This window comes from Clostridium sp. YIM B02569 (genome assembly GCF_022320765.1).
GTDB classification, from domain to species: Bacteria; Bacillota; Clostridia; order Clostridiales; family Clostridiaceae; genus Clostridium; species Clostridium beijerinckii.
Map to the genome: position 1 here is coordinate 72,616 of NZ_JAKJJX010000019.1, position 22,990 is coordinate 95,605.

At 29.9% G+C, this 22,990-nt stretch carries 19 protein-coding genes; 14 read left to right on the forward strand and 5 right to left on the reverse strand.

Going from position 1 to position 22,990, the window contains the following annotated elements; genetic code table 11:
• Window positions 1–58: 58 nt before the first annotated feature.
• The 6 genes from L3B96_RS17345 (at window position 59) to L3B96_RS17370 (ending at window position 7,686) form a co-directional block, all read left to right on the forward strand.
• Window positions 59–2,167: an anaerobic ribonucleoside triphosphate reductase gene (locus tag L3B96_RS17345; RefSeq protein WP_238948191.1), complete on the forward strand. Its 2,109-nt coding sequence runs from the start codon at window positions 59–61 to the stop codon at window positions 2,165–2,167.
• A 595-nt stretch (window positions 2,168–2,762) separates the two neighbouring features.
• Entirely contained in the window at window positions 2,763–3,932 is a 1,170-nt protein-coding gene (nifV, locus tag L3B96_RS17350; protein ID WP_011967434.1) for a homocitrate synthase, read from the forward strand.
• A 14-nt stretch (window positions 3,933–3,946) separates the two neighbouring features.
• Complete coding sequence (locus L3B96_RS17355; protein ID WP_011967435.1) at window positions 3,947–5,869, forward strand: aconitate hydratase; 1,923 nt, start codon at window positions 3,947–3,949, stop codon at window positions 5,867–5,869.
• Between the two features lie 205 nt (window positions 5,870–6,074).
• On the forward strand, window positions 6,075–6,584 hold the full coding sequence (gene nrdG / locus L3B96_RS17360; RefSeq protein ID WP_011967436.1) for an anaerobic ribonucleoside-triphosphate reductase activating protein: 510 nt from the start codon (window positions 6,075–6,077) through the stop codon (window positions 6,582–6,584).
• 166 nt (window positions 6,585–6,750) lie between these two features.
• A complete protein-coding gene (locus tag L3B96_RS17365) occupies window positions 6,751–7,362 on the forward strand; it encodes a DNA-3-methyladenine glycosylase (RefSeq protein ID WP_238948192.1) in 612 nt (203 codons plus the stop codon).
• A 126-nt stretch (window positions 7,363–7,488) separates the two neighbouring features.
• Window positions 7,489–7,686: a hypothetical protein gene (locus L3B96_RS17370; RefSeq protein ID WP_038457010.1), complete on the forward strand. Its 198-nt coding sequence runs from the start codon at window positions 7,489–7,491 to the stop codon at window positions 7,684–7,686.
• Window positions 7,687–7,741: 55 nt separating this feature from the next.
• Here the strand turns inward: L3B96_RS17370 and L3B96_RS17375 are convergent, their stop codons facing one another.
• The gene (locus L3B96_RS17375) at window positions 7,742–8,707 is read right to left on the reverse strand and encodes a glycosyltransferase family 2 protein (RefSeq protein ID WP_011967438.1); all 966 of its coding nucleotides are present in this window, start codon (window positions 8,705–8,707) and stop codon (window positions 7,742–7,744) included.
• Window positions 8,708–8,782: 75 nt separating this feature from the next.
• Window positions 8,783–9,868 carry an HD-GYP domain-containing protein gene (locus L3B96_RS17380; protein WP_011967439.1) on the reverse strand — a complete coding sequence of 362 codons (1,086 nt, stop codon included), beginning with the start codon at window positions 9,866–9,868 and terminating at the stop codon, window positions 8,783–8,785.
• Between the two features lie 381 nt (window positions 9,869–10,249).
• Between L3B96_RS17380 and serC the strand changes: the two genes are divergently transcribed.
• Window positions 10,250–11,332, forward strand: coding sequence for a 3-phosphoserine/phosphohydroxythreonine transaminase (gene serC, locus L3B96_RS17385; protein WP_011967440.1), 1,083 nt, complete (start codon window positions 10,250–10,252; stop codon window positions 11,330–11,332).
• A 503-nt stretch (window positions 11,333–11,835) separates the two neighbouring features.
• On the opposite strand, the gene asnS is transcribed toward serC, so the two are convergent.
• The 3 genes from asnS to murC form a co-directional block, all read right to left on the reverse strand.
• Window positions 11,836–13,230, reverse strand: coding sequence for an asparagine--tRNA ligase (gene asnS / locus L3B96_RS17390; RefSeq protein WP_238948193.1), 1,395 nt, complete (start codon window positions 13,228–13,230; stop codon window positions 11,836–11,838).
• A gap of 332 nt (window positions 13,231–13,562) precedes the next feature.
• The gene (locus L3B96_RS17395; RefSeq protein WP_238900305.1) at window positions 13,563–14,261 is read right to left on the reverse strand and encodes a metallophosphoesterase family protein; all 699 of its coding nucleotides are present in this window, start codon (window positions 14,259–14,261) and stop codon (window positions 13,563–13,565) included.
• A gap of 36 nt (window positions 14,262–14,297) precedes the next feature.
• Window positions 14,298–15,677, reverse strand: coding sequence for a UDP-N-acetylmuramate--L-alanine ligase (gene murC, locus L3B96_RS17400; protein ID WP_238948194.1), 1,380 nt, complete (start codon window positions 15,675–15,677; stop codon window positions 14,298–14,300).
• Window positions 15,678–15,963: 286 nt separating this feature from the next.
• Here murC and purR point away from each other — a divergent pair, with 286 nt between their 5' ends.
• The 7 genes from purR to pth all read left to right on the forward strand — a co-directional run bounded on the left by purR (window position 15,964) and on the right by pth (window position 22,986).
• Window positions 15,964–16,779 carry a pur operon repressor gene (gene purR / locus L3B96_RS17405; protein WP_011967444.1) on the forward strand — a complete coding sequence of 272 codons (816 nt, stop codon included), beginning with the start codon at window positions 15,964–15,966 and terminating at the stop codon, window positions 16,777–16,779.
• 330 nt (window positions 16,780–17,109) lie between these two features.
• Window positions 17,110–17,385, forward strand: a complete 276-nt coding sequence (gene spoVG / locus L3B96_RS17410) for a septation regulator SpoVG (protein WP_011967445.1) — start codon at window positions 17,110–17,112, stop codon at window positions 17,383–17,385.
• A gap of 195 nt (window positions 17,386–17,580) precedes the next feature.
• Window positions 17,581–18,948, forward strand: a complete 1,368-nt coding sequence (gene glmU / locus L3B96_RS17415; RefSeq protein ID WP_238948195.1) for a bifunctional UDP-N-acetylglucosamine diphosphorylase/glucosamine-1-phosphate N-acetyltransferase GlmU — start codon at window positions 17,581–17,583, stop codon at window positions 18,946–18,948.
• A gap of 47 nt (window positions 18,949–18,995) precedes the next feature.
• Window positions 18,996–19,961 (forward strand): ribose-phosphate diphosphokinase, encoded by a 966-nt coding sequence (locus L3B96_RS17420; protein ID WP_011967447.1) that lies wholly within the window; start codon window positions 18,996–18,998, stop codon window positions 19,959–19,961.
• Between the two features lie 318 nt (window positions 19,962–20,279).
• Window positions 20,280–20,966 (forward strand): response regulator transcription factor, encoded by a 687-nt coding sequence (locus L3B96_RS17425; protein ID WP_011967448.1) that lies wholly within the window; start codon window positions 20,280–20,282, stop codon window positions 20,964–20,966.
• Window positions 20,967–22,388 carry a HAMP domain-containing sensor histidine kinase gene (locus tag L3B96_RS17430; RefSeq protein ID WP_238900303.1) on the forward strand — a complete coding sequence of 474 codons (1,422 nt, stop codon included), beginning with the start codon at window positions 20,967–20,969 and terminating at the stop codon, window positions 22,386–22,388.
• Between the two features lie 22 nt (window positions 22,389–22,410).
• Window positions 22,411–22,986: an aminoacyl-tRNA hydrolase gene (gene pth / locus L3B96_RS17435; protein ID WP_238900302.1), complete on the forward strand. Its 576-nt coding sequence runs from the start codon at window positions 22,411–22,413 to the stop codon at window positions 22,984–22,986.
• Window positions 22,987–22,990 lie beyond the last annotated feature (4 nt).

A 22,990-nucleotide genomic window follows, 5' to 3' on the forward strand; every position in this document is an offset into this window, starting at 1 on the left:
TACAGTATAATAGTACGGTAGTAAAAATACTATATATTGTGCCATGGAGGGAATAATAATGCTATATGTTGTGAAACGCGATGGAAGAGAAGTTGAATTTAATTCAGATAAGATAGCTCAAGCAATTAAAGGATCAGCTAGTGAAATCGGTTTAAATTTAAAAGAAAGTCAAGTTCTAGATACTGTACATAAGGTGATTACTTATATAGAAGAAGACTATAAGAAGACTATAACTGTAGAACAAATACAAAATTTTGTAGAGAAAGCATTAAGAAATGAGGGACACAAAGATATAGCAGTCGCTTATTCAGCATACAGACGTGAAAGAACTAAAGTCAGAGATATAAAATCAGATTTAATGAAGGCTATAAGACAAATTGGAGTTGAAACTGATAGAGATAATGCAAATGTAGGAAATAATTTCAGTTCTAAGTTATTAAGAATAGCATCTGAATCAAATAAGTGGAATACACTAGCTACTATGCCAAAGAATTTGGCAAAGGCTCATGAGAATGGTGATTTATATTATCATGACTTAGATAGCTATAATTTAACTGTAAACTGCTTGCATATACCAACAAAAGAGATATTAGAGAATGGATTTAATACTGGATATGGAACAATTAATGCTCCTAAGAGAATTGAAACTGCTGCTGAATTATCATGTATATTATTGCAATCAACTCAAAATGATATGTTTGGTGGTCAATCTCATCCGGATTTTGATAATGACATGGGTATATTTGTAGAGCCAACTAGAGAAGAAATTAGAGAAGAATTATTGGAACTAGGTGTATCAGAAGAAAAGTTAGAAGCTATGGTAGAAAAGAAAGTAAGAAAAAAGGTACAACAAGCAATGCAAGGTGTAGTTTATAATCTTAATACAATGCATTCTAGAGCGGGATCTCAAGTACCATTTAGTTCAATTAATATTGGTTTACCTACAAGCTCAGATGCAGCATTAGTATGTGAAGTTTTTCTTTTAGAATATGAAAAAGGATTAGGTAAAGGTGAACAACCAATTTTTCCTAACATAATTTTTAGAGTTAAGTCAGGCGTTAATAGGGAAGAGAATGATGAATATTTTTATTTATACAAACTAGCATGTAGAGTAGCTGCAAAGAGAATGAATCCAACTTTTATGAATATTGATGCAGATTTTAATAAGGAATATTACGATAAAGGTTATGTTCCAGCTACAATGGGATGTAGAACTTATCTTATGAAAAATGTAAATGGTGAGCCTGGTTGTAAGGGAAGAGGGAATATAGCACCAACAACTCTTAATCTTCCAAGAATAGGGTTGCAAGCTAAAAATGATATAAATAAGTTTTTCAGTATATTAGATGCAAGATTAGAATTAGCAAAAGATTCTTTAATGCATAGATATGAGATTTTGAAAAATCTAAAAGTTAAGGATTTACCTTTTGTTGCAGGTCAAGGACTTATGAAGGGTTCAGAAGGATTAAAACCTGATGATTCTATAGAACCAATATTAAAGCAAGGAACTTGGGGAATCGGATTCATAGGTGTTGCAGAAGCATTATTAGCTTTGGTTGGAAAGCATCATGGTGAAGATGAAGAAGCAAGAAAATTAGGAATAAAGATTGTTGAACATATAAGACAATATTGCGATAGGCTTACAGAGGAATATAAACTAAATTGGAGTTGTTATGCGACTCCAGCAGAAGGGCTTTCAGGTAAATTTATAAAGCAAGATCAAAAGATATTTGGATTAATAAAAGGAGTAACTGATAAGGAATATTACACAAATAGTTATCATATACCTGTTTCGTACCCAATATCTATTAAAGATAAGATTGATATTGAAGCACCATACCATAAACTTTGTAATGGTGGTCATATAAGTTATATTGAAGTAGATGACACACCAGATGCAGAAACAATAATGGATATAATAAATTATGCATATAGAAATACTAATATCAGTTATATGGGTATTAATTTTCATATAAGATATTGTAGAGAATGTGGTACTTATCTTCAAAACAATGAAAGCAAGTGTCCTAAATGTGGCAGTCAGAATATTCAAGGAATATCAAGAGTTACAGGATATTTAAGTTTAGATGAAAGATTCGGTGCTGGAAAGTATCATGAAAGAGAAGATAGAATATCACATACTGAGAGACATGGGCATCACTACTAAAAGCATAATGATAATAGATTTTTAATTTATAAATTATAATATAGAAAAAGAAGATGGATTTATTAATCTCATCTTCTTTTTTTATATAAAAATATATCAATATATATTTAATTCATCAGATGTTATATTGGCTTATAAGGCAATATGAAACAAATAATTTTATGAGGAATGAGTTATATAATACAGAAGTTATATATTAAGGAAGCAAAAAAACATATTTTCTATAAGAATTATTAAAAAATAGAGGTATAAAAAGTAAACTTTAATATATTAATGAAATTAATAGAGAATATAATGTAACTATTTGGTATGAACACCAAATGCTTTGGATAAATCTGCTAAAGAAAATGGACTGTTAATTTATCAATGTATTGCAACATCAAAAAAAAAACTTGCAATAATTGAGAGTATTTTCATTAAAAACAATTAAAATTTGAAAATACATGCAGGAGAGTGGCTGTTTCGTTGCAAAAAAAATAAAATAAATCTTGTATAGATTTATTAATATATGATATTATAAATATACAGTAAAAATGTTAATTTATTAAAAATATGCTTTAAGTAATAAGAAAATAATATAAATGGGGGGACTAAAATGGCACTTAGTAATTTAAAAACTAATAAAAAAGTTTCTATAGTAGATACTACTCTTAGAGATGGTGAGCAAACAGCAGGGGTGGTTTTTGCTAATGAAGAAAAAATAGTAATAGCAGAAATGTTAAGTGACTTAGGTGTTGATCAGCTAGAAGTAGGGATTCCTACAATGGGTGGGGACGAAAAGAAGGCTATAAAAGAAATTGTAAAAAGAAATTTAAAACCTAGTATTATGGCATGGAATAGAGCTGTAGTCAGTGATATAGAACAATCAATAGATTGTGGAGTTGATGCAGTTGCCATATCAATATCAGTATCGGATATACACATTCAGCATAAACTTAAAACATCTAGAGAATGGGTATTAGAAAGCATGGTTAAATCTGTAGAATTTGCAAAGAAAAATGGTCTTTATGTATCTGTTAATGGGGAAGATGCATCTAGAGCAGATAAGGACTTTTTAGTTGAATATATTAATGCAGCTAAACAAGCAGGTGCAGATAGATTTAGATATTGCGATACTGTAGGAATTATGGAGCCATTTAAAATTAGAGATGATATTAAATATATATATGATAAAACAGGCTTTGATATAGAAATGCATACTCATGATGACTTTGGAATGGCAACAGCTAATGCGGTAGCAGGTATTAAGGGTGGAGCATCGCATGTTGGAGTAACTGTAAATGGTCTTGGAGAAAGAGCAGGTAATGCAGCATTAGAAGAAGTTATAATGGCATTAATGCTTGTTTACGGATATAACGGTGATGGAATAAATACACAAATGTTTAGAGAAGTATCACAATATGTATCAAGAGCATCAGGAAGAGAACTTCCAATCTGGAAAGCCATTGTTGGAACAAATATGTTTGCACATGAATCAGGAATTCATGCAGATGGAGCAATAAAGGATCCTAAGAATTATGAAGCATTTGATCCAGATATAGTTGGTCTTGAAAGACAAATTGTTATAGGAAAGCATTCAGGAAGAGCTTCAATAATAAATAAATTTAGAGAATATAATAGAGAACTTACAGAGGATGAAGCAAAAGGAATACTTGAACTTGTAAGAGCTACATCAGTTAGATTAAAGAGAACTTTATTTGATAAAGAAGTAGTTCAATTATATAAAGAGTATCATAGACGATTAGAAGAAAGAAATAAGCAATAATAGGGGGATTAAACATGGGAGATAATTTAGTTTATAAGATTTTAAAAAGCCACATTGTTGAAGGTGAATTAAAGGCAGGAGAGCCTATAGCATTAAAGATTGATCAAACGTTAACTCAAGATTCAACAGGAACAATGGCATATCTTCAATTAGAAGCTATGGGAATAGATAGAGTTAAGACAAAGAAATCAGTAGCATTTATAGATCATAATATGTTACAACAAGGTTTTGAAAATGCAGACGATCATAAGTTTATTCAAACAGTTGCATCTAAATATGGAGTATATTTTTCAAAGCCAGGGAATGGAATATGTCATCAAATATTCTTAGAAAGATTTTCAACGCCAGGAGATACATTAATAGGTTCTGATAGCCATACACCAACAGCAGGTGGTGTTGGTATGCTTGCTATGGGAGCTGGTGGATTAGACGTTGCTCTTGCTATGGGAGGAGGAGCTTATAATATTAATACTCCTAAGGTAGTTAAGATTGAGCTTACTGGAAAATTGAATAAAATGGTAGCGGCTAAAGATGTTATATTAGAAGTTCTAAGAATATTAACTGTTAAAGGTGGAGTAGGGAAAGTATTTGAATACGCTGGTGAAGGTGTTAAAACACTTTCAGTTCCTGAAAGAGCAACTATAACTAATATGGGAGCAGAACTTGGAGCTACAACTTCGATTTTCCCAAGTGACGAAAGAACTTTAGAATTCTTTAAGGCACAAGGAAGAGAAGAAGACTTTATAGAATTTAAGCCAGATGCAGATGCTGTATATGACGAAGTAGTAACAATTAATTTAAGTGAATTGACACCACTTACAGCTAAGCCTCATAGCCCAGACAATGTAGCTAAGGTTAGCGAAGTTGGTAAGATTAAAGTTGACCAAGTAGTTATAGGAAGCTGTACTAACTCTTCTTATGAAGACTTAATGAAGGTTGCTAAGATATTAAAAGGTAAAAAGGTACATCCAGATGTTAGCTTAGTAATAGGACCTGGATCAAGACAAGTTATGGAAATGATAGCTAGAAACGGTGCATTAGCAGATATAATTAGTTCAGGGGCAAGAATACTTGAAAATGGTTGTGGACCATGTATCGGTATGGGACAATCACCTGGAACTGATGCAATTTCCCTTAGAACTGTAAATAGAAACTTTTATGGTAGAAGTGGAACATTATCAGCACAAATATATATAGTGAGTCCTGAAACTGCAGCAGTTTCAGCTATAAATGGAGTTTTAACTGATCCAACCGAAGTGGATGTAGATTTAACAATAGATATGCCTAAGGAATTTTTAATAGATGATTCTATGATTTTAGCACCAGCACCAACAAATGCTGAAGTTGAAGTTGTTAGAGGGCCAAATATTAAGCCATTCCCAGTAAGCAAACCATTAGCTGAAGAATTAGATGGTAAAGTATTAATAAAGGTTGAAGATAATATTACAACTGACCATATTATGCCTTCGAATTCTAAGTTATTGCCATTTAGATCAAATATACCTTACCTTGCAGAATACTGCTTCAACACAGTTGACACAGAATTCCCTAAGAGAGCTAAGGAATTTAATGGTGGATTTATAATCGCTGGAGGAAATTACGGACAAGGTTCAAGTAGAGAACATGCAGCACTTGCACCATTATACTTAGGAGTTAAGGCTGTTATAGCTAAATCATTTGCAAGAATTCATAAAGCTAACTTAATAAATAATGGAATAGTTCCAATTGAATTTAAGAATGAAGCTGATTATGAAAAGATTGATTTAGTTGATGACTTGAAGATGGAAGATATCCAAGCTGCTTTAGAATCAGGAGTAGTTAAAGTTAAGAACTTAACTAAAGGAACTGAATTTGAGGCAACAGTTGATCTAACAGAGAAGGAAATTGCTGTTATTAAAGAAGGCGGAAGACTTAATTACGTTAAAGCAAATAGTTAATTATAAGATAAAGAGTGAAAATGCAGGGTCTTTAAGACTCTGCATTTTTTTATACCAATAAGCATGTAAATGCTTAAGGTCTATAATTCAAATTCAAGATAGGTGTAATAGGCAGGTGATTTGTAAATGTGATTATACTTACGTTATAATTAATTATCTAATAGAATGTATATAAATAGATTGATGAGAAAGAAGTGTAAGTTTAATGGAAAAGACTATAAGATTAGCAGGGATAGCATATGAGAGTTTAGTTAATGGGCCCGGTATAAGGAGAGTATTTTTTTCACAAGGTTGTAAGCATAACTGTAAAAGTTGTTTTAATCCTGATACTCATGATTTTTATGGAGGAGAGCAAAGAGATATAGATGAATTAATTAATGATACATTAAATAATGAAATTATAAAGGGAGTAACATTTAGTGGCGGAGATCCGTGGGAACAGGCAGATAAATTTGCATATATGGCAAAGGAGTTTAGAAAAAAAGGTTTAAATATTTGGAGCTATACAGGATATACTTATGAATATATTTTAGAAAATAAGGATTCGAGATTGGGCTGGAGTGATTTATTAAACAATATTGATGTTCTTGTAGATGGAAAATTTGAAGAAAGTAAGATGTCAGATGGACTTAAGTTTAGAGGTTCAACTAATCAAAGAATAATAGATGTTAAAGAAAGTATAAAAAAAGAACAAATTGTTATTATAGAACTTTAACATTAATATAAGATGTTTTTGAAAATATCCACAAATGTGTGAGTATAATTAAAAAAAGTTGTGGATTATTATTTGAACTATGTGGATAAATTTTGGAGTAATAAAATAGGCCCATATATCACAATATAAGTTATATTACTTATAGTGAAAGTTAGGTGAATGAAGCTTGATTTTAAATAAAGAATTTTATAAACAAGGTGCATTAATTTTAGCGAAAGAACTTTTGGGAAAAGTTATTATAAGAAAGGTTGACGGAGTGACATTAAGAGCTAAAATTGTTGAAACAGAAGCGTATATAGGAGAAATAGATAAGGCATCGCATGCTTATAATGGAAGAAGGACTGAAAGAACTGAACCTTTATTTAGAGAAGGTGGGATTGCTTATGTTTATTTTATTTATGGAAAATACTATTGTTTTAATGTTATAAGTGGATTAGAAGATAAGGGAGAGGGAGTTCTAATAAGAGCATTGGAACCGTTAAATGAATTTGATTATCTTGCAAAAAAAAGGTTTAATCAAAATTATGATGAACTTTCAGAAACAAAGAAAAAGGCAATTACAAATGGACCATCAAAACTGTGTATTGCATTTTCAATAGATAAATCGGAAAATTATAAAAGGTTATACGATGAAGGTGATTTTTATATAGAAGAAGGAGAAAAAGATACGTTTAAAATAGTGGAAACGAAAAGAATCGGAATAGATTATGCAGAAGAAGCAATAGATTTTCCATGGAGATTTTATATAGAGGAAAATAAATACATATCGAAAAAGTAGCAAACTTTTAATGTAATTCCTATTAAGCATTTAACTAAAATACAAATTTTTACTAAAAAGAAATAAAGAGTAATATATTTAATACGATAAATCTATCATGAGATATTTTTTATAGGAGATAGATTTATGATTACTAGAGTAATTAATAGAAATTTTAGTACGTATAAATATAAAAAGAGAAAAGCATCTTTAAAAATAAAAGTTACTAAAGAAAATATTATATCGTTTAGTGAAATACTCGAGAATGTACAAATGCTTAGGAAAAAAGGAATTATATCAGTATCAGATCTTAATAGAAATATATCTAAGTCTATAAAAAAGTAGTAATATAAAGATGACAGTACATGGATTAATTAAGACATGTATTGTCATCTTTGTATTACTTATTTTCTTTATCAACATTGATTAATTTATCAGAAATGATAAATCTAGGTCTGTGTTTAGCTTCATTATATATTTTTCCGATATATTCTCCTATTACGCCAAGAGATAAGAGCTGAACTCCGCCAAGTACCCAAATGGAAAGGGTTAATGAAGTCCAACCAGTAACTGTACGGCCTGAAATTTTAACTATAAGAGTATAAATTAGGGCTGCGCCTCCAGCAAAAAATATAGTAAAACCAAGGAGGGTTATTAATCTTATTGGTTTTATGCTAAAGGATGTAATTCCGTCCAAGGCAAAGGCAATCATCTTTTTTAGAGGATATTTAGATTCACCAGCAAATCTTTCATGACGTTCATATTCAACAACTGAGTATTTATATCCTATTAATGGAATCATTCCGCGAAGAAATAAATTAACTTCCTTATATTGACTTAACCCGTCTACAACACGTTTGCTCATAAGCCTATAATCTGCATGATTATAGACCATGTCTACGCCAAGAATACGCATTAATTTATAAAAACCTAATGCAGTTGTTCTCTTGAAAAAGGTATCAGTTTCTCTAGTGGATCTTACTCCATAAACAATATCGCATCCATCATAATATTTTTCTACAAATGCATCTATGACATCTATATCATCTTGTAAATCTGCATCTAATGATATAGTCATATCTGAATAATCTTTAGCAACCATGAGCCCAGCAAGTAAGGCATTCTGGTGGCCCCTGTTCCTTGAAAGGTTGATTCCTGAAAATATATTATTTTTGGAATGAAGCTCTTCAATTATTCTCCAAGTTCTATCTTTTGAACCATCATTAACAAAAAGTATTTTGCTTTTATTAGATATTAGGTTATTTGAAATCATAGTCTTAATTTTTACGAGCAATCTTTTACTAGTTTCATGTAAAACTTCTTCTTCATTATAGCAAGGAATTACAAGATATAGTATATCCTTCATAAAATCGCCTCCAATGATTAGTATAACCAAATAAATTAACAATATTATTCAATCGTAATCTTAATATTCATTATTTTATAATTCATATCTTATATTTGATATAACTACAGAGGTTTCGCTTATTAAATTAATTTCAGTGTTAACCCTACCTGGTCTAGAACTTTTAAGAATTTTTACAATAGGCCTTAGTGGGAAGTTAGGTATAGTTTCTTGCACAACAGCTATGTCACCATTACTTAGATCAACTAAAGTTCCTTTTGAGAAGGGAATTACAATTTTGCAGAATATATTAACAATTTCATAGTCAAATTTTTTGCCTGCATTAGACATTAAATATTCAAGAACATCACTTGGAAACATTGCTCTTTTATTAGGTCTACCGGTTGATAAAGAGTCATATGCGTTAGCAATGCTTACAATTTTACTTAAGGTACTTATCTCATCATTAGCTAGCCTATTAGGATAACCTAATCCGTCAGGTCTTTCATGATGCTGTAGTGTTATTATTTTGCTATTAGCGCTCAGATTATAAGAGTCTGATAAATATTTATATCCGAGTATTGGATGTTGGTCTAATATTGTAACTTCTTCATCCGTTAGTTCTTCCTCTTTCATAAGAATTTCCTTTGGAATAAATGTTTTCCCAACATCATGAAGCAATGATCCAATACAAAGATATTGAAGTTGTCTTTTTGGAAGCTTCAATGCAATTCCAAGGACTAGTGATATTACGGCAACATTCACAGAATGAGAGTAGATATAATTATCCATGCTTCTTATGTCTATTAGTGAAAGTAAGACACTTTTATTATTTAGAACATTTTCAATTAAATCTTCAGCCATAGACTCAATATTATTGAAATATACTGATTCATTTTTTGAAAACTTATCAGCAACAGTAAGTCTATTTATATTTGAAAAAGCTTCTTTTATTGTTAGAATTGCTTTTTGTCTCAATTCAGGTTTAATAATATCTTCAATTTCATCAGAACTAAATTCATCAATTATATATATTGATAAAATATTTAAATCCTTTATCTTAAAAATAATTCTTTCACTAAGGACCATACCAGCTCTTACTAATACTCTACCATCAGAATCGTATAATGTCTTACCAATAACTGTATTCGGTTTTACACATTCAATTGGAATTAATCTCATATTATCTTCTCCTCAAATGTTGGTTATAGTACAATTTACAACATAATTCTTAGTTAAATGTTAAACATAATAGTAGTATATCAGTAAAATTGGCGTATTTATAGTATTATGATGAAAAAATATATTATTTTGTTTAACATATTTAAAAAATAGAACTAACTACTAGTTAGAAAACAGGTCTGATAATTAGATTTTTATACAACAGATTTGATATAAGATACTAAACTCATAATTGATAATAAATTAAGTATTTTAGCAGATTTAAGTATATATAAGTCCATTAACTTTTTATATCAATAAATGATAATTTTGTTACTTGATATTTAAATTGTGTTATAATATTATAGATTACAAATAAAAATATCAAAGGGGGCTTTTTCAATGTCAAGAGTTTATAATTTTTCAGCAGGACCAGCTGTATTACCGGAGTCAGTCCTAAGAGAAGCTGCGGGGGAAATGCTAGACTACAAGGGGACAGGTATGTCAGTTATGGAGATGAGTCATCGTTCTAAAGCGTTCGAAGAAATCATCACCGATGCTGAAAAAACATTAAGAGAATTAATGAATATTCCGGATAACTATAAGGTATTATTCCTTCAAGGTGGGGCATCACAACAATTTGCAATGATTCCAATGAATCTAATGAAAAATAAAGTTGTGGATCATATTATTACAGGGCAATGGGCAAAAAAGGCAGCGTCAGAAGCAAAAATATTTGGAAAAGTTAATATATTAGCGTCTTCAGAGGATAAAACTTTTTCATATATACCAGATTTAAAGGATTTAAAAGTTTCAGAGGATGCAGACTATGTTTACATATGTCATAACAATACAATCTATGGAACTACGTATAAAGAATTACCAAACGTTGGGGATAAGATATTAGTAGCAGATATGTCATCAGATTTCTTATCTGAGCCAGTAGATGTATCAAAATATGGACTAATATTTGCAGGAGTACAAAAAAATGCAGGACCAGCTGGTGTTGTTGTAGTAATAATTCGTGAAGATTTAATCACAGAAGATGTATTACCAGGGACTCCAACAATGTTAAGATATAAGGTTCATGCAGACAATAAATCACTATATAATACACCACCAGCATATGGAATATATATATGCGGAAAAGTATTTAAATGGGTTAAGAATAAGGGTGGACTAGAAGCTATGAAGAAAATTAATGAAGAAAAAGCTTCTATTTTATATGATTTTCTTGATTCAAGTAGCATGTTTAAAGGAACTGTTGTAAAGAAAGATCGTTCTTTAATGAATGTACCATTTGTAACAGGTTCAGATGAACTAGATGCTAAATTTGTAAAAGAAGCTAAAGCAGTAGGATTTGAAAATCTAAAAGGACATAGAACAGTTGGTGGGATGAGAGCAAGTATATATAATGCTATGCCAATTGAAGGTGTTAAAGATTTAGTAGAATTCATGAGAAAATTCGAAGAAGACAATAAGTAATAGAATAAAAATCAACTGAATTTAAGGAGATAATCAGGTTTTGGTTATCTCCTTAATTAATTTTATAAATAAAATTATACTAATATCTGAATTATAATATGTATTATGTATAGATAATCAATACAATATATACAATTTTAAATATTGTTAGTACATGTAATGTTTTTATAAGCGAATATTAGATTAATTGCCATATAAAAGACATATAAAAGAATACTCAGGTATAGATTACAGATGAAATAAATTTTAAATAAATCTATAGAAGTATAATAGCCATATAAAGATAGTCAAGCAGAATACAAGGTGGAAAAATTTAATATAAATATGTTTTGGATTAGTTCATAAATCTTAATTTGCTAACTAACTTGATAGAATTTTAAATGCAAAGTTACTATTGCAATATATATATATTAAATTAATCATTACATAATATCAAAAAAGGAGCTATCGAATTAATCGATATACCCCTCTTTATTGATAATATAAAATTAACAGTTAAGTAATTAGAACTCGCTTGTTCCAGGAGTTCTAGGGAATGGAACTACGTCTCTAATATTAGTCATTCCTGTTATATACATAATTAATCTTTCGAAACCTAAACCAAAACCAGCGTGCTTAGTTTCTCCATATTTTCTTAATTCTAAATACCACCAGTAATCATCTTCAGATAGGTTTAATTCAGTCATTCTATCTTTTAGCACATCTAGTCTTTCTTCTCTTTGGCTACCACCTATAATTTCTCCGATTCCTGGTACCAAAAGATCAGTAGCAGCTACTGTTTTTTCATCATCATTTAATCTCATATAGAAAGCTTTAATATCTTTAGGATAGTCTGTTACAAATAGTGGCTTTTTAAAGTGTTCTTCAGTAAGATATCTTTCGTGTTCTGTTTGTAAATCAATGCCCCATGATACATCGTAATCAAATTTCTTTCCACACTTTTGTAGTATTTCAACAGCTTCTGTATACGTAACTTTAGCAAAATCTGATGAAACTACGTGATTTAATCTTTCTAATAAACCTTTATCAACAAATTGATTAAAGAACTCTAATTCCTCAGGACATTCATCCATAACATATTTAATAACATATTTAAGCATATTTTCAGCAAGTTCCATATCATCTTGTAAATCTGCAAAGGCAATTTCAGGTTCAATCATCCAAAATTCAGCAGCATGTCTTGTAGTGTTTGAATTTTCAGCTCTGAATGTTGGTCCAAATGTATAGATATTTCTAAACGCTAAAGCAAAGCATTCAGCATTTAACTGACCAGATACAGTAAGATTAGTCTCTTTGCCAAAGAAATCCTTGCTGAAATCTACACTTCCATCTTTACTTAATTCAGGAGTTTTAGGATCAAGTGTTGTTACCCTAAACATTTCTCCAGCACCTTCACAATCGCTACCAGTTATTATTGGTGTGTGAGTATACACGAAATTTTGATCTTGAAAGAACTTATGTATTGCATAAGCAGCAACAGAGCGAACTCTAAAAGTTGCAGCAAATGCATTACTTCTAGGCCTCAAATGAGCTATTGTTCTTAAGTATTCGAAAGTGTGTCTCTTTTTTTGAAGTGGATAATCAGAGTTTGACATACCCTCGATAATAATATTCTTAGCCTGAATTTCAAAAGGTTGTTTTGCTTCAGGAGTAGCAACTAAGATACCAATAACTGAAATTGATGAACTTATAGGTAATTTAGATATTTCTTTGAAGTTATTTAACTTATCGTCAAAAACTACTTGAATATTTTTAAAGAAAGAACCATCATTAACTTCTATAAATCCAAAAGCGTTAGATGATCTTAAAGTTTTTATCCAACCTGATATTGTTATTTCCTTTGATAAGAAATCATCAGTATTTCTGTAAAGACTTCTAATTAAAATTGATTTTGCCATATTGCATGACCTCCATTTTATAATTAATCTTGTGATCAAAACATATTATTAATGAAAAAAATTTTTCACTATTTTAAAATATCATTTATGTAACCTATTACCCTTGATAATAAATAGATTTTACAATACTTTTTTGGTGAATGCAACTTAGGACCTGTCCCTAAACATATAATAAACCAGTGCCTTAGAGCGTCTGAGTATAAATAATACGTGAAATAAATATATAAACTACAAATATATGTAATTTATCATAAAAAAGCTTTATTTTTTATAGTAAAATTATAAAAAATAAAGCTTTTTTTATATTAAGAGTATTTATTTAACATGCTTGTCTATTCTAAGCCGTTTTCAAAACTCTGAATCAATTCTTTTGGAAAGTTTAACATTGTCATATCTTTAACTATCCTTTTATATGCGTAGGGAATTTCTTTTATCCGAACTTTCATTCCATCTTCCTTACTGATATTTAAAATACAATAAGTGCTATTTGGCCTACCAATCTTAGGCTTTCCAACACTACCAGAGTTTATATATACCTTATTTTTAAAATCCTTCATTCCAGGTATATGCGTATGTGCACAAATTAATACATCATTAGAAATGGAGTTCATAACTTCTGAAGTATTATCTCCATCCTTTAAGAGATATTCATCTATTTTATCTGGACTTCCATGAACAAATAAGAGACTTTTATTAGCAATATTCAAAGTTAAAGTTGAAGGTAGATTAGCAAGAAATAGTCTATTTTCTTCTCTTAATTCTTTAACTGTCCAAGGAAGAGAAAAAGCATTAATAGGAGTTTCTCTTATATATGAATATTCATTATCAACTACGGAACTATCATAATTTCCTCTTATGCAAAGAATATGACGTCTCCTGATCATGGAAATTACTTCGTTAGGGTGAGGACCATAACCAACCAAATCTCCTAGGCAAATAATTGTATCAACTTTCTCAATATCAATATCTTCTAAAAGATTAATAAGAGCATAGACATTAGCATGAATATCTGAAATTATTGCTATTTTCATGAGCATTCCTCCTAAGTTATTTAGCAAATTAAGTATTTAGGCTTTTAGGTATTTTTCCCCAACAATAACTACATCACCAGCACCTACTGTTAATAGCAGGTCACCAGAAACTAGTTTTGATTTTACGTAACTAAGTGCTTCATCATGTGAGTGAACATTGATACATTTCAATCCTTTATTTCTTAATGCATCACCAAGTTCGTCAGAAGATACAAGTCCAGTATTTTTCTCTCTAGCTGCATAGATGTCCATTAGTATAAGTTCATCTGCATCATTGAAACATTCTGTAAATTCATCAAATAGGGCCTTTGTTCTAGTATAAGTGTGAGGTTGAAAAATACAATAAGTCTTATTATGATTCATTTGTTTAGCAGTACTTAATGTGGCTCTAATTTCTGTAGGGTGATGAGCGTAGTCATCTATAACAGTTACACCATTTAATTCTCCCTTATATTCAAATCTTTTATGCGCTCCTTTGCAGTTCGATAATCCTTCAATAATACAGTCATTAGAAATATTAAATATAAGAGAAACACAAATCGAAGCAAGGGCATTCAATATATTATGCTTACCTGGCACATTTAAAGTAATATTGAATAAGTTTTTACCGTCCTTATACACATCAAAAGTGGCACAACCATTTGTATTGAAATGAATATTTTTAGCAGTTAAATTAGCATTGTCACTAAATCCATAACTTAGAGTATTGCAATTTGTCTCAGACAGAATTTCATTTACCCTTTGATCGTCAGCATATCCAACAAGATAACCATCTTCTGGGATAAGTCTTGAGAATTGTAAAAATGTATCAGCAATTTCATCTATATCTTTATAGTAATCAAGATGATCAGAATCAATATTTAGAATTATTCCAACGTAAGGTGGGAATTTTAAAAATGAACGTTTATATTCACAAGCTTCAGTTAAGAAATATTCACTATTACCAATTCTGAAATTTCCTCCAATTGCATCTAATTCACCACCAACTAAGATAGTTGGATCTAAATTATCAGCAAGTGTTATATGAGAAAGCATGGATGTACATGTAGTCTTTCCATGAGTTCCAGATATTGCAACACTGTATTTATGCCCCTTCATAATTTGCCCTAAGAATTCAGCTCTGTCCATTAATGCAATATTTTTTTCCTTGGCTTCTAAAAGTTCAGGATTATCAGATGGGATTGCAGCGGTATAGACTACTAAATCTACATTATTAATATTCTCTCTTCTATGACCTATGTAAATTTCAGCACCTGAAGATCTTAATTTATCAATGATTGCAGAATCCTTAAAGTCAGAGCCAGATACACTATAACCACTATTTAATAAAACAGCAGCAAGTCCGCTCATACTAATTCCACCAATGCCAATGAAATGAATTTTTTTATCTTTATCTTTTATAAAATTGAAAGACAAATGATCAACTCCTTTTTAATTAATAAAACTAAATGTTATTATAAGTTCCAAAATTTGAGTATAGAATTTTTAGTTTTATACTTTAACTATAATTATATACATTTTTCAAAAAATCAACCATAGTAAAAAATAAATACACAATATTTTATGCATATTTAGCGAGTTTGTGAACAAGTTATAAATATAAATTAACTTTATAACTAAAAATATTGATATTAACTTGAAATTAGCATAAAATATGAATATTAAAGCGATTTAATATAAAAAAATTCGTGTGGGTGATTTTATGGAGAAGTTTACAAGAAATAATAGGGTAGTTGCCATAACAAAAATATTATTAGAAAACCCAAATAAAATATTGGGATTAAATAAATTTTCAGAATTACTAAATGCAGCTAAATCTACTATAAGTGAAGATATTGTTGTTGTTAGAGAAATTCTAGAAAGACTTGAAATGGGTAAAGTTGAAACAATTGCAGGAGTAGCAGGTGGGATAAAATACATTCCTCAAAGTGGCGAAGAAGAGAAGAAAGCTTTTGCATTAGAATTATGTCAGCAATTAAGTGATGATGGAAGAGTTATACCTGGAAATATAATATATATGACGGATCTAATGTATGATCCTAAGATAATAAATAAAGCAGGAGTCATGCTTTCATCGTGTTTTCAAGGAAAAGAGATTGATTATGTAATAACGGTAGAAACTAAAGGTATTCCTTTAGCTTATGAGGTTGCTAGAAATTTAGGCGTACAATTAGTTATTGCTAGAAGAGATAGTCAAGTAACGGAAGGTCCTACAGTTACTATAAACTATGTATCAGGAAGCAATGGAAGATTGCAACAAATGTCTCTATCAAAAAAGTCCATGAAACCATCAAGTAAATGTATATTCATTGATGATTTCATGAAGGGTGGAGGAACTGCAATAGGTATTAAGGACTTATTGAAAGAGTTCGATAGCGAGCTAGTAGGAATAGGAGTATTAGTCGATAATAAGCAAATTGAAAAAAAATTAGTAGACGAATATGTTTCTATTGTAGAGTTAAAAGCTGTTGATAAATCAGCAATTATAGGGATACAACCTTCAAAAACATTTTCTTAAAATTAACAGAAAATTTTACTCTAAAGATGCTGCGTAATTCCAAATACTTTTAATTCAGTATACATATAAATGAACATTAAATTTGTAGATAGGCCCAACAAGAAAAATATTAATTTTATGGTAAATATTTATTGTTACTTCAAGTTGTCGTGAATAGAAATTGTTCTGAAGTTCAAATAGGACAATCCCAGAAATTTGGTATTTGTATAAGATTACACAAAAAAATAAATTTTATAAGGATTTATCAAATATAAAAAAGGAATTTAGAAATTTGTGGAGAAATTATATAATATTAAATATTTTTAAGGCAACTGGGAGGGGTGGAGTAAAATGCAAATAACAGATGTTAGGATTAGAAAAATTGCATCAGAAGGTAAAATGAAAGGAATAGTTTCTGTCACATTTGATAATGAATTTGTAGTTCATGATATCAAAGTTATAGAAGGACAAATGGGTTTATTTATTGCTATGCCTAGTAGAAAAACACCAGATGGAGAATTTAAGGATATAGCTCACCCAATAAATACAGAAGCAAGAGAAAAAATACAAACTGCAATTTTAGAAGCTTATGAAAAAGCAGTCTCAGAAGAAGTTGTAGAAGGCTAGGATTTTAACAAAAGGAAGTTTTAATAACTTCCTTTTGTTTTGTCATAAAGTATTTCTATAGCCAAATATTAAATGTACTAATGGGTTGAAATAAGAGTAGCTTTCCAATATAATTAAATTGATATGAATATTTAACCGATTATTGTAAGTAAATAATCGTGTTAATATAAATTTATAAATGAGGTGTGGTATATAATGTATAAATGTGCACTGGTTTTAGCAGCGGGTCAAGGTAAAAGAATAAAATCTGATTTACCTAAAGTATTGCATAAAGTATGTGGTAAAGAAATGCTAAAACATGTTATAGATTCGATAAGAAAATCAGGAATTGATGATATAGATGTAATTATAGGGAAAGGTGCTGAGCTTGTTAAAGAGAGAACATTAGATAGAAATGTTAGTTATTCAATGCAAGCTGAACAATTAGGAACTGGTCATGCTGTTAAGTGTGCTGAAGAGTTCTTAAAGGATAAGAAAGGAGTAGTCGCAATTTTTACTGGTGATACTCCTTTAATAAAGCAATTAACAATTGAAAGGCTATTTAATGAACATATAGAAGCAAAAAATTCAGCAACTATATTAACAGCAATAGTTAATGATCCTACAGGTTATGGAAGAATAGTAAGAACGAATGACGGCGTATCAAAAATTGTAGAGCATAAAGATTGCACTGAAGAAGAACTTAAGATAAATGAGATGAATTCAGGAATATATTGTTTTGATATTGAGCTACTTGTAGATGCATTAAACAAGATAACAAATAATAATGGACAAGGTGAGTATTATCTTACAGATGCTATAGGAATATTAAAATCTCAAGGTAAAAAAATAGGTGCAGTCGTAACTGAATATGAGGAAACTATCGGAGTAAATTCAAGAGTTCAGTTAGCAGAAGCAGAAGAAATACTTAAGAATAGAATAAATCTTATGCATATGGAAAATGGAGTTACTCTAATTGATCATAGAACAACATATATAGGGATTGATGTTGAAATAGGCAAAGATACAATAATATATCCTAATAATATTTTAGAGGGAAATACAAAGATAGGTAATAACTGCTTAATTTATCAAAATTCAAGAATTGTTGATAGTAATATTGGTAATGAGGTAGATGTTCAAGCTTCAGTTATATTAAATAGTAATATTGGTGATAATACTACTGTTGGTCCGTTTGCGTATATAAGACCAGAAACGACAATTGGTAAGCATGCAAGAATAGGAGATTTTGTAGAAATAAAGAAATCTACTATTGGAGATGGAACTAAAGTCTCTCACTTAACTTATATAGGAGATGCAGAAGTGGGATCGGAATGTAATTTCGGATGTGGTACAGTAGTTGTAAATTATGATGGTAAGAATAAACATAAGACTATTATAGGAGATCATAGCTTTATAGGCTGTAATACCAATTTGGTATCACCTGTCACAATTCACGATAATACTTATATTGCGGCAGGATCGACCATTACATCTGAAGTAAAAGAAGGTGATCTTGCAGTTGCAAGAGCTAAGCAAAGAAATATCAGTGGATGGGTAGATAAAAAGGGATTAAAAAAATAATTTTTTAATAATAAATCAGCCAAAATTTTAAGGAGGTCTTCTCAATTATGATAACTCATGGAAGAAATATAAAAGTATTTACTGGAAATTCGCACTCACAGTTAGCTCAAGATATAGCAGAGATTTTAGGAGTTCCAGTAGGAAACTCTAAGGTTTCAACTTTTAGCGATGGTGAAATATCTGTTGATATTAATGAAACTGTTAGAGGGAATGATGTGTTCATAGTTCAATCTACATCTTCACCTGTTAATAACAATCTAATGGAATTGCTAATTATGATTGATGCATTTAAAAGGGCATCAGCGGGTAGAATTACAGCGGTTATTCCGTATTATGGATATGCTAGGCAGGATAGGAAAGTTAAATCAAGAGATCCTATAACCGCAAAACTGGTTGCAGATTTATTGACTGCAGCGGGAGCAAACAGGGTCTTAACTATGGATTTACATGCATCTCAGATTCAAGGATACTTTAATATTCCAGTAGATCATTTACTTGGAGCACCGATACTTGCTGAGCATTATATATCAAAAGGATTAGTAGATCAAGATGATGTTGTTGTAGTTTCACCAGATTTAGGAAGTGTAACGAGGGCAAGAAAATTTGCGGATAATTTACATGCTCCAATAGCAATCATAGATAAGAGAAGGCCAAAGGCAAATGTTTCAGAAATAATGAATATTATTGGTGATATTGAAGGAAAAAGATGTATATTAATTGATGATATGATAGATACAGCAGGAACTATTGCAAATGCAGCGAATGCACTTAAGGATTTAGGGGCTAAGAATGTATATGCTTGCTGTACACATGGAGTATTGTCTGGCCCTGCAATGGACAGGATAAATACTTCAGCAATTGAAGAATTAGTACTATTAAATACAATTCCGTTAAAAGAAGGTAACGATAATAGCAAAATTAGATCTATATCAGTAGCTCCTTTATTTGCAGAAGCAATAAAGAGAATTTATGATGATCAACCAATAAGTAAGTTATTTGAATGTCAACAATAAATAATAATTTAAAGAGTTTTTAAATAAATAAGATATTGAAAGGAATGTATATTTACTCTAAGTAATTAGGGTGAATATATATTCTATTTTTTATAGTTAAATAAATTTATTTTATTAAGTCGATATTAAGATTGTAAACGAGAAAAGTTTTATGATTTAATTAAAATAGGATCTATTAAATAATTAGTATACTTATATATTTTTAGAATATTTATTATAATTAAAGGATAATTTTGTTTTCTATAATAAATAGTATATTTATGTTATATTAGGATATGAATGCTTATGTAATAGTAATAAATTAAGGAGGAAAGAAGAGTGGATGGAGTTACAACCAAGGTTCTGATTGTGGATGACGATGAAAACATTAGTGAAGTTATAGACATGTATTTAAAAAGCTCTGGATATAATACAAAGATAGCCTTGAATGGTAAAGAGGCTCAAGAATTTTATTTAGAATATAATCCAGATATTGTCTTGCTTGATGTTATGATACCGTATATAGATGGAATTGATATTCTAAAATGGATACGAAAACAGAAGGAAACTCCAGTTATAATGATTACAGCAAAGGGGGACACCTTTGATAAGGTTTTAGCACTGGAAATTGGTGCAGATGATTATATAGTAAAACCTTTTGAACCTAAAGAGTTGTTAGCCAGAGTAAAAGCTGTATTAAGGAGATATTCTTCAGAGAATATTAAAAATGAAGTAATAAAATTAAGTGATTTATCAATAGATTCAACTTCGTATAAAGTTATATATAATGAAGAAGAAATAAAAATGCCACCAAAGGAATTTGAACTATTATATTATTTGGCTAATAATAAAAATAAAGTTTTTACGAGAGAGCAATTACTTTGTGAAGTATGGGGATATGATTATCCAGGAGATTCTAGAACTGTAGATGTTCATATAAAAAGATTAAGAGAAAAATTAAGTAGTGGAGAACAGTGGGAAATCCAAACAGTATGGGGTGTTGGTTATAAATTTGAGGTAAATTAAATGAAAAAGAGTGGAAGCTTACTTCAAAAACTTATAATAACATTTATAGTTATTTTGACTATTGTTTTAGTTTCATTAGCTTGGTTATTATCTATATGGTTTAGAATAACATATTTTACTGAAAAGAAGGTGCAGTTTCAGAAAGATGGAGAGTATATATCCGAATCTATAAAAACATACAATTCTAACAAAAATTCATTGGAATATGATAAATTACAGGCTATAGTGGATATGTCAAGTGTTGGAGCAAATGCTGATATTACTGTTTCTGATAAGTTTGATAATATATATATATACTCCAAAACTTCAAGTACTAAGGAGATAGACAATAAACCAGAGAATCTAGATAATAGTAAATATTCTTTATTGGATGGAAAGCCAGTAGAGTATATTGGAGATCGTTACACCTATATATATCCGATATTAGAAGATGATGAGTTTCAAGGATATATTGTCATGACAGCTCCTTTATCAACAATAGGTAAACAGTTGCATAGAATATATCTTATTGTATGGATATCGGCATTAGGAGCAATGGTATTTGCATCTGTAGTTTTATCATTAGTTTCAAAGAAAATATTGATTAATCCTTTAGCTGAAATAAACAAGGCAGCCAAAAGGTTTGCTAATGGAGAAGTTAATAAAAGAGTTCATATAGAATCGTGTGATGAGATTGGTGAGTTGGCAAGTTCATTTAATATAATGGCGGAGTCTTTAGAAAAGGTTGAGAATAATAGAAGAGATTTTATATCAAATGTTTCTCATGAGTTGAGATCACCAATAACTTCTATAAAGGGATTTATTGCTGGAATAATAGATGGAGTAATTCCAAGGGATAAAGAAGGATATTATTTAGACATAGTATACAGTGAGATAAAAAGACTTACAAGATTAATTAATGATTTACTAGATTTATCAGCCATTGAATCAGGTAAATTAAAATTCAATATAAGAAAGAACGATATAAATGAGTTAATTAGATTATGTGTTATAAATAATGAACAAAAGATAAGAGAAAAGCAAATAATGTTAAAAATAGATTTGAAAGACCAGAATTGTTATGTAAAAGCTGATGAAGACAAGACAATGCAAGTCATAACTAATTTATTAGATAATGCAATAAAATACTGCGGAAATAATGGAATTATAAGAATTAGTACATATTCCAAGGGGTCTAAAGTATTTGTTGAGATATATAATAATGGACCTAAAATTGCAGATGAAGAAATAAGGCATATATGGAATAGATTTTATAAATCAGATAAATCTAGAACAAACAAAGTTAGTACTGGACTCGGATTGCCAATAGTAAGAATGATAATTATGCAACAAGGTGAGGAAGTATGGGTCAAGAATCATCCTAATATAGGAGTCACATTTACATTTTCTCTTACAAAATATAAAAATAATAAGATTAGATAAGAGCGCTAAGGAGGACACAAGTATGTTTTTAATAGTAGGTCTTGGAAACCCAGGGAATGAGTATGAGAATACAAGACATAATATTGGTTTTAAAGTTATTGATAATATTGCAAAAGAGTATAATATTGAAATAAACAGGCAAAAATTTAAAGGTATGTATGGAGAAGGTTTTATAAATGGAAAAAAGGTTATGCTTTTAAAGCCAACTACTTACATGAACTTAAGTGGTGAAAGTGTAAGAGAAGTAGTTGATTTTTATAACCTTAACAACGATGAGATATTAGTTATATATGATGATATCAGCCTAGAAGTTGGAAAATTAAGAATAAGAGAAAAAGGAAGTGCTGGAGGGCATAATGGAATAAAGAGCATTATAGCACATTTAAATAGTGAAATTTTCTCAAGGATAAAAGTAGGGGTAGGACAACCTAATGGAGATTTAGTAAAGCATGTATTAGGTAAATTTACAAAAGAAGAAACTGCTATTTTAAGTGAAAGTATAGAAGCGTCCACAAAGGCGGTGGCGGAAATAATTAAAAATGATGTTAAGACAGCTATGAATCAGTTCAATGGGTTCAAGGCGAGTACAACAGTTTAAGGAA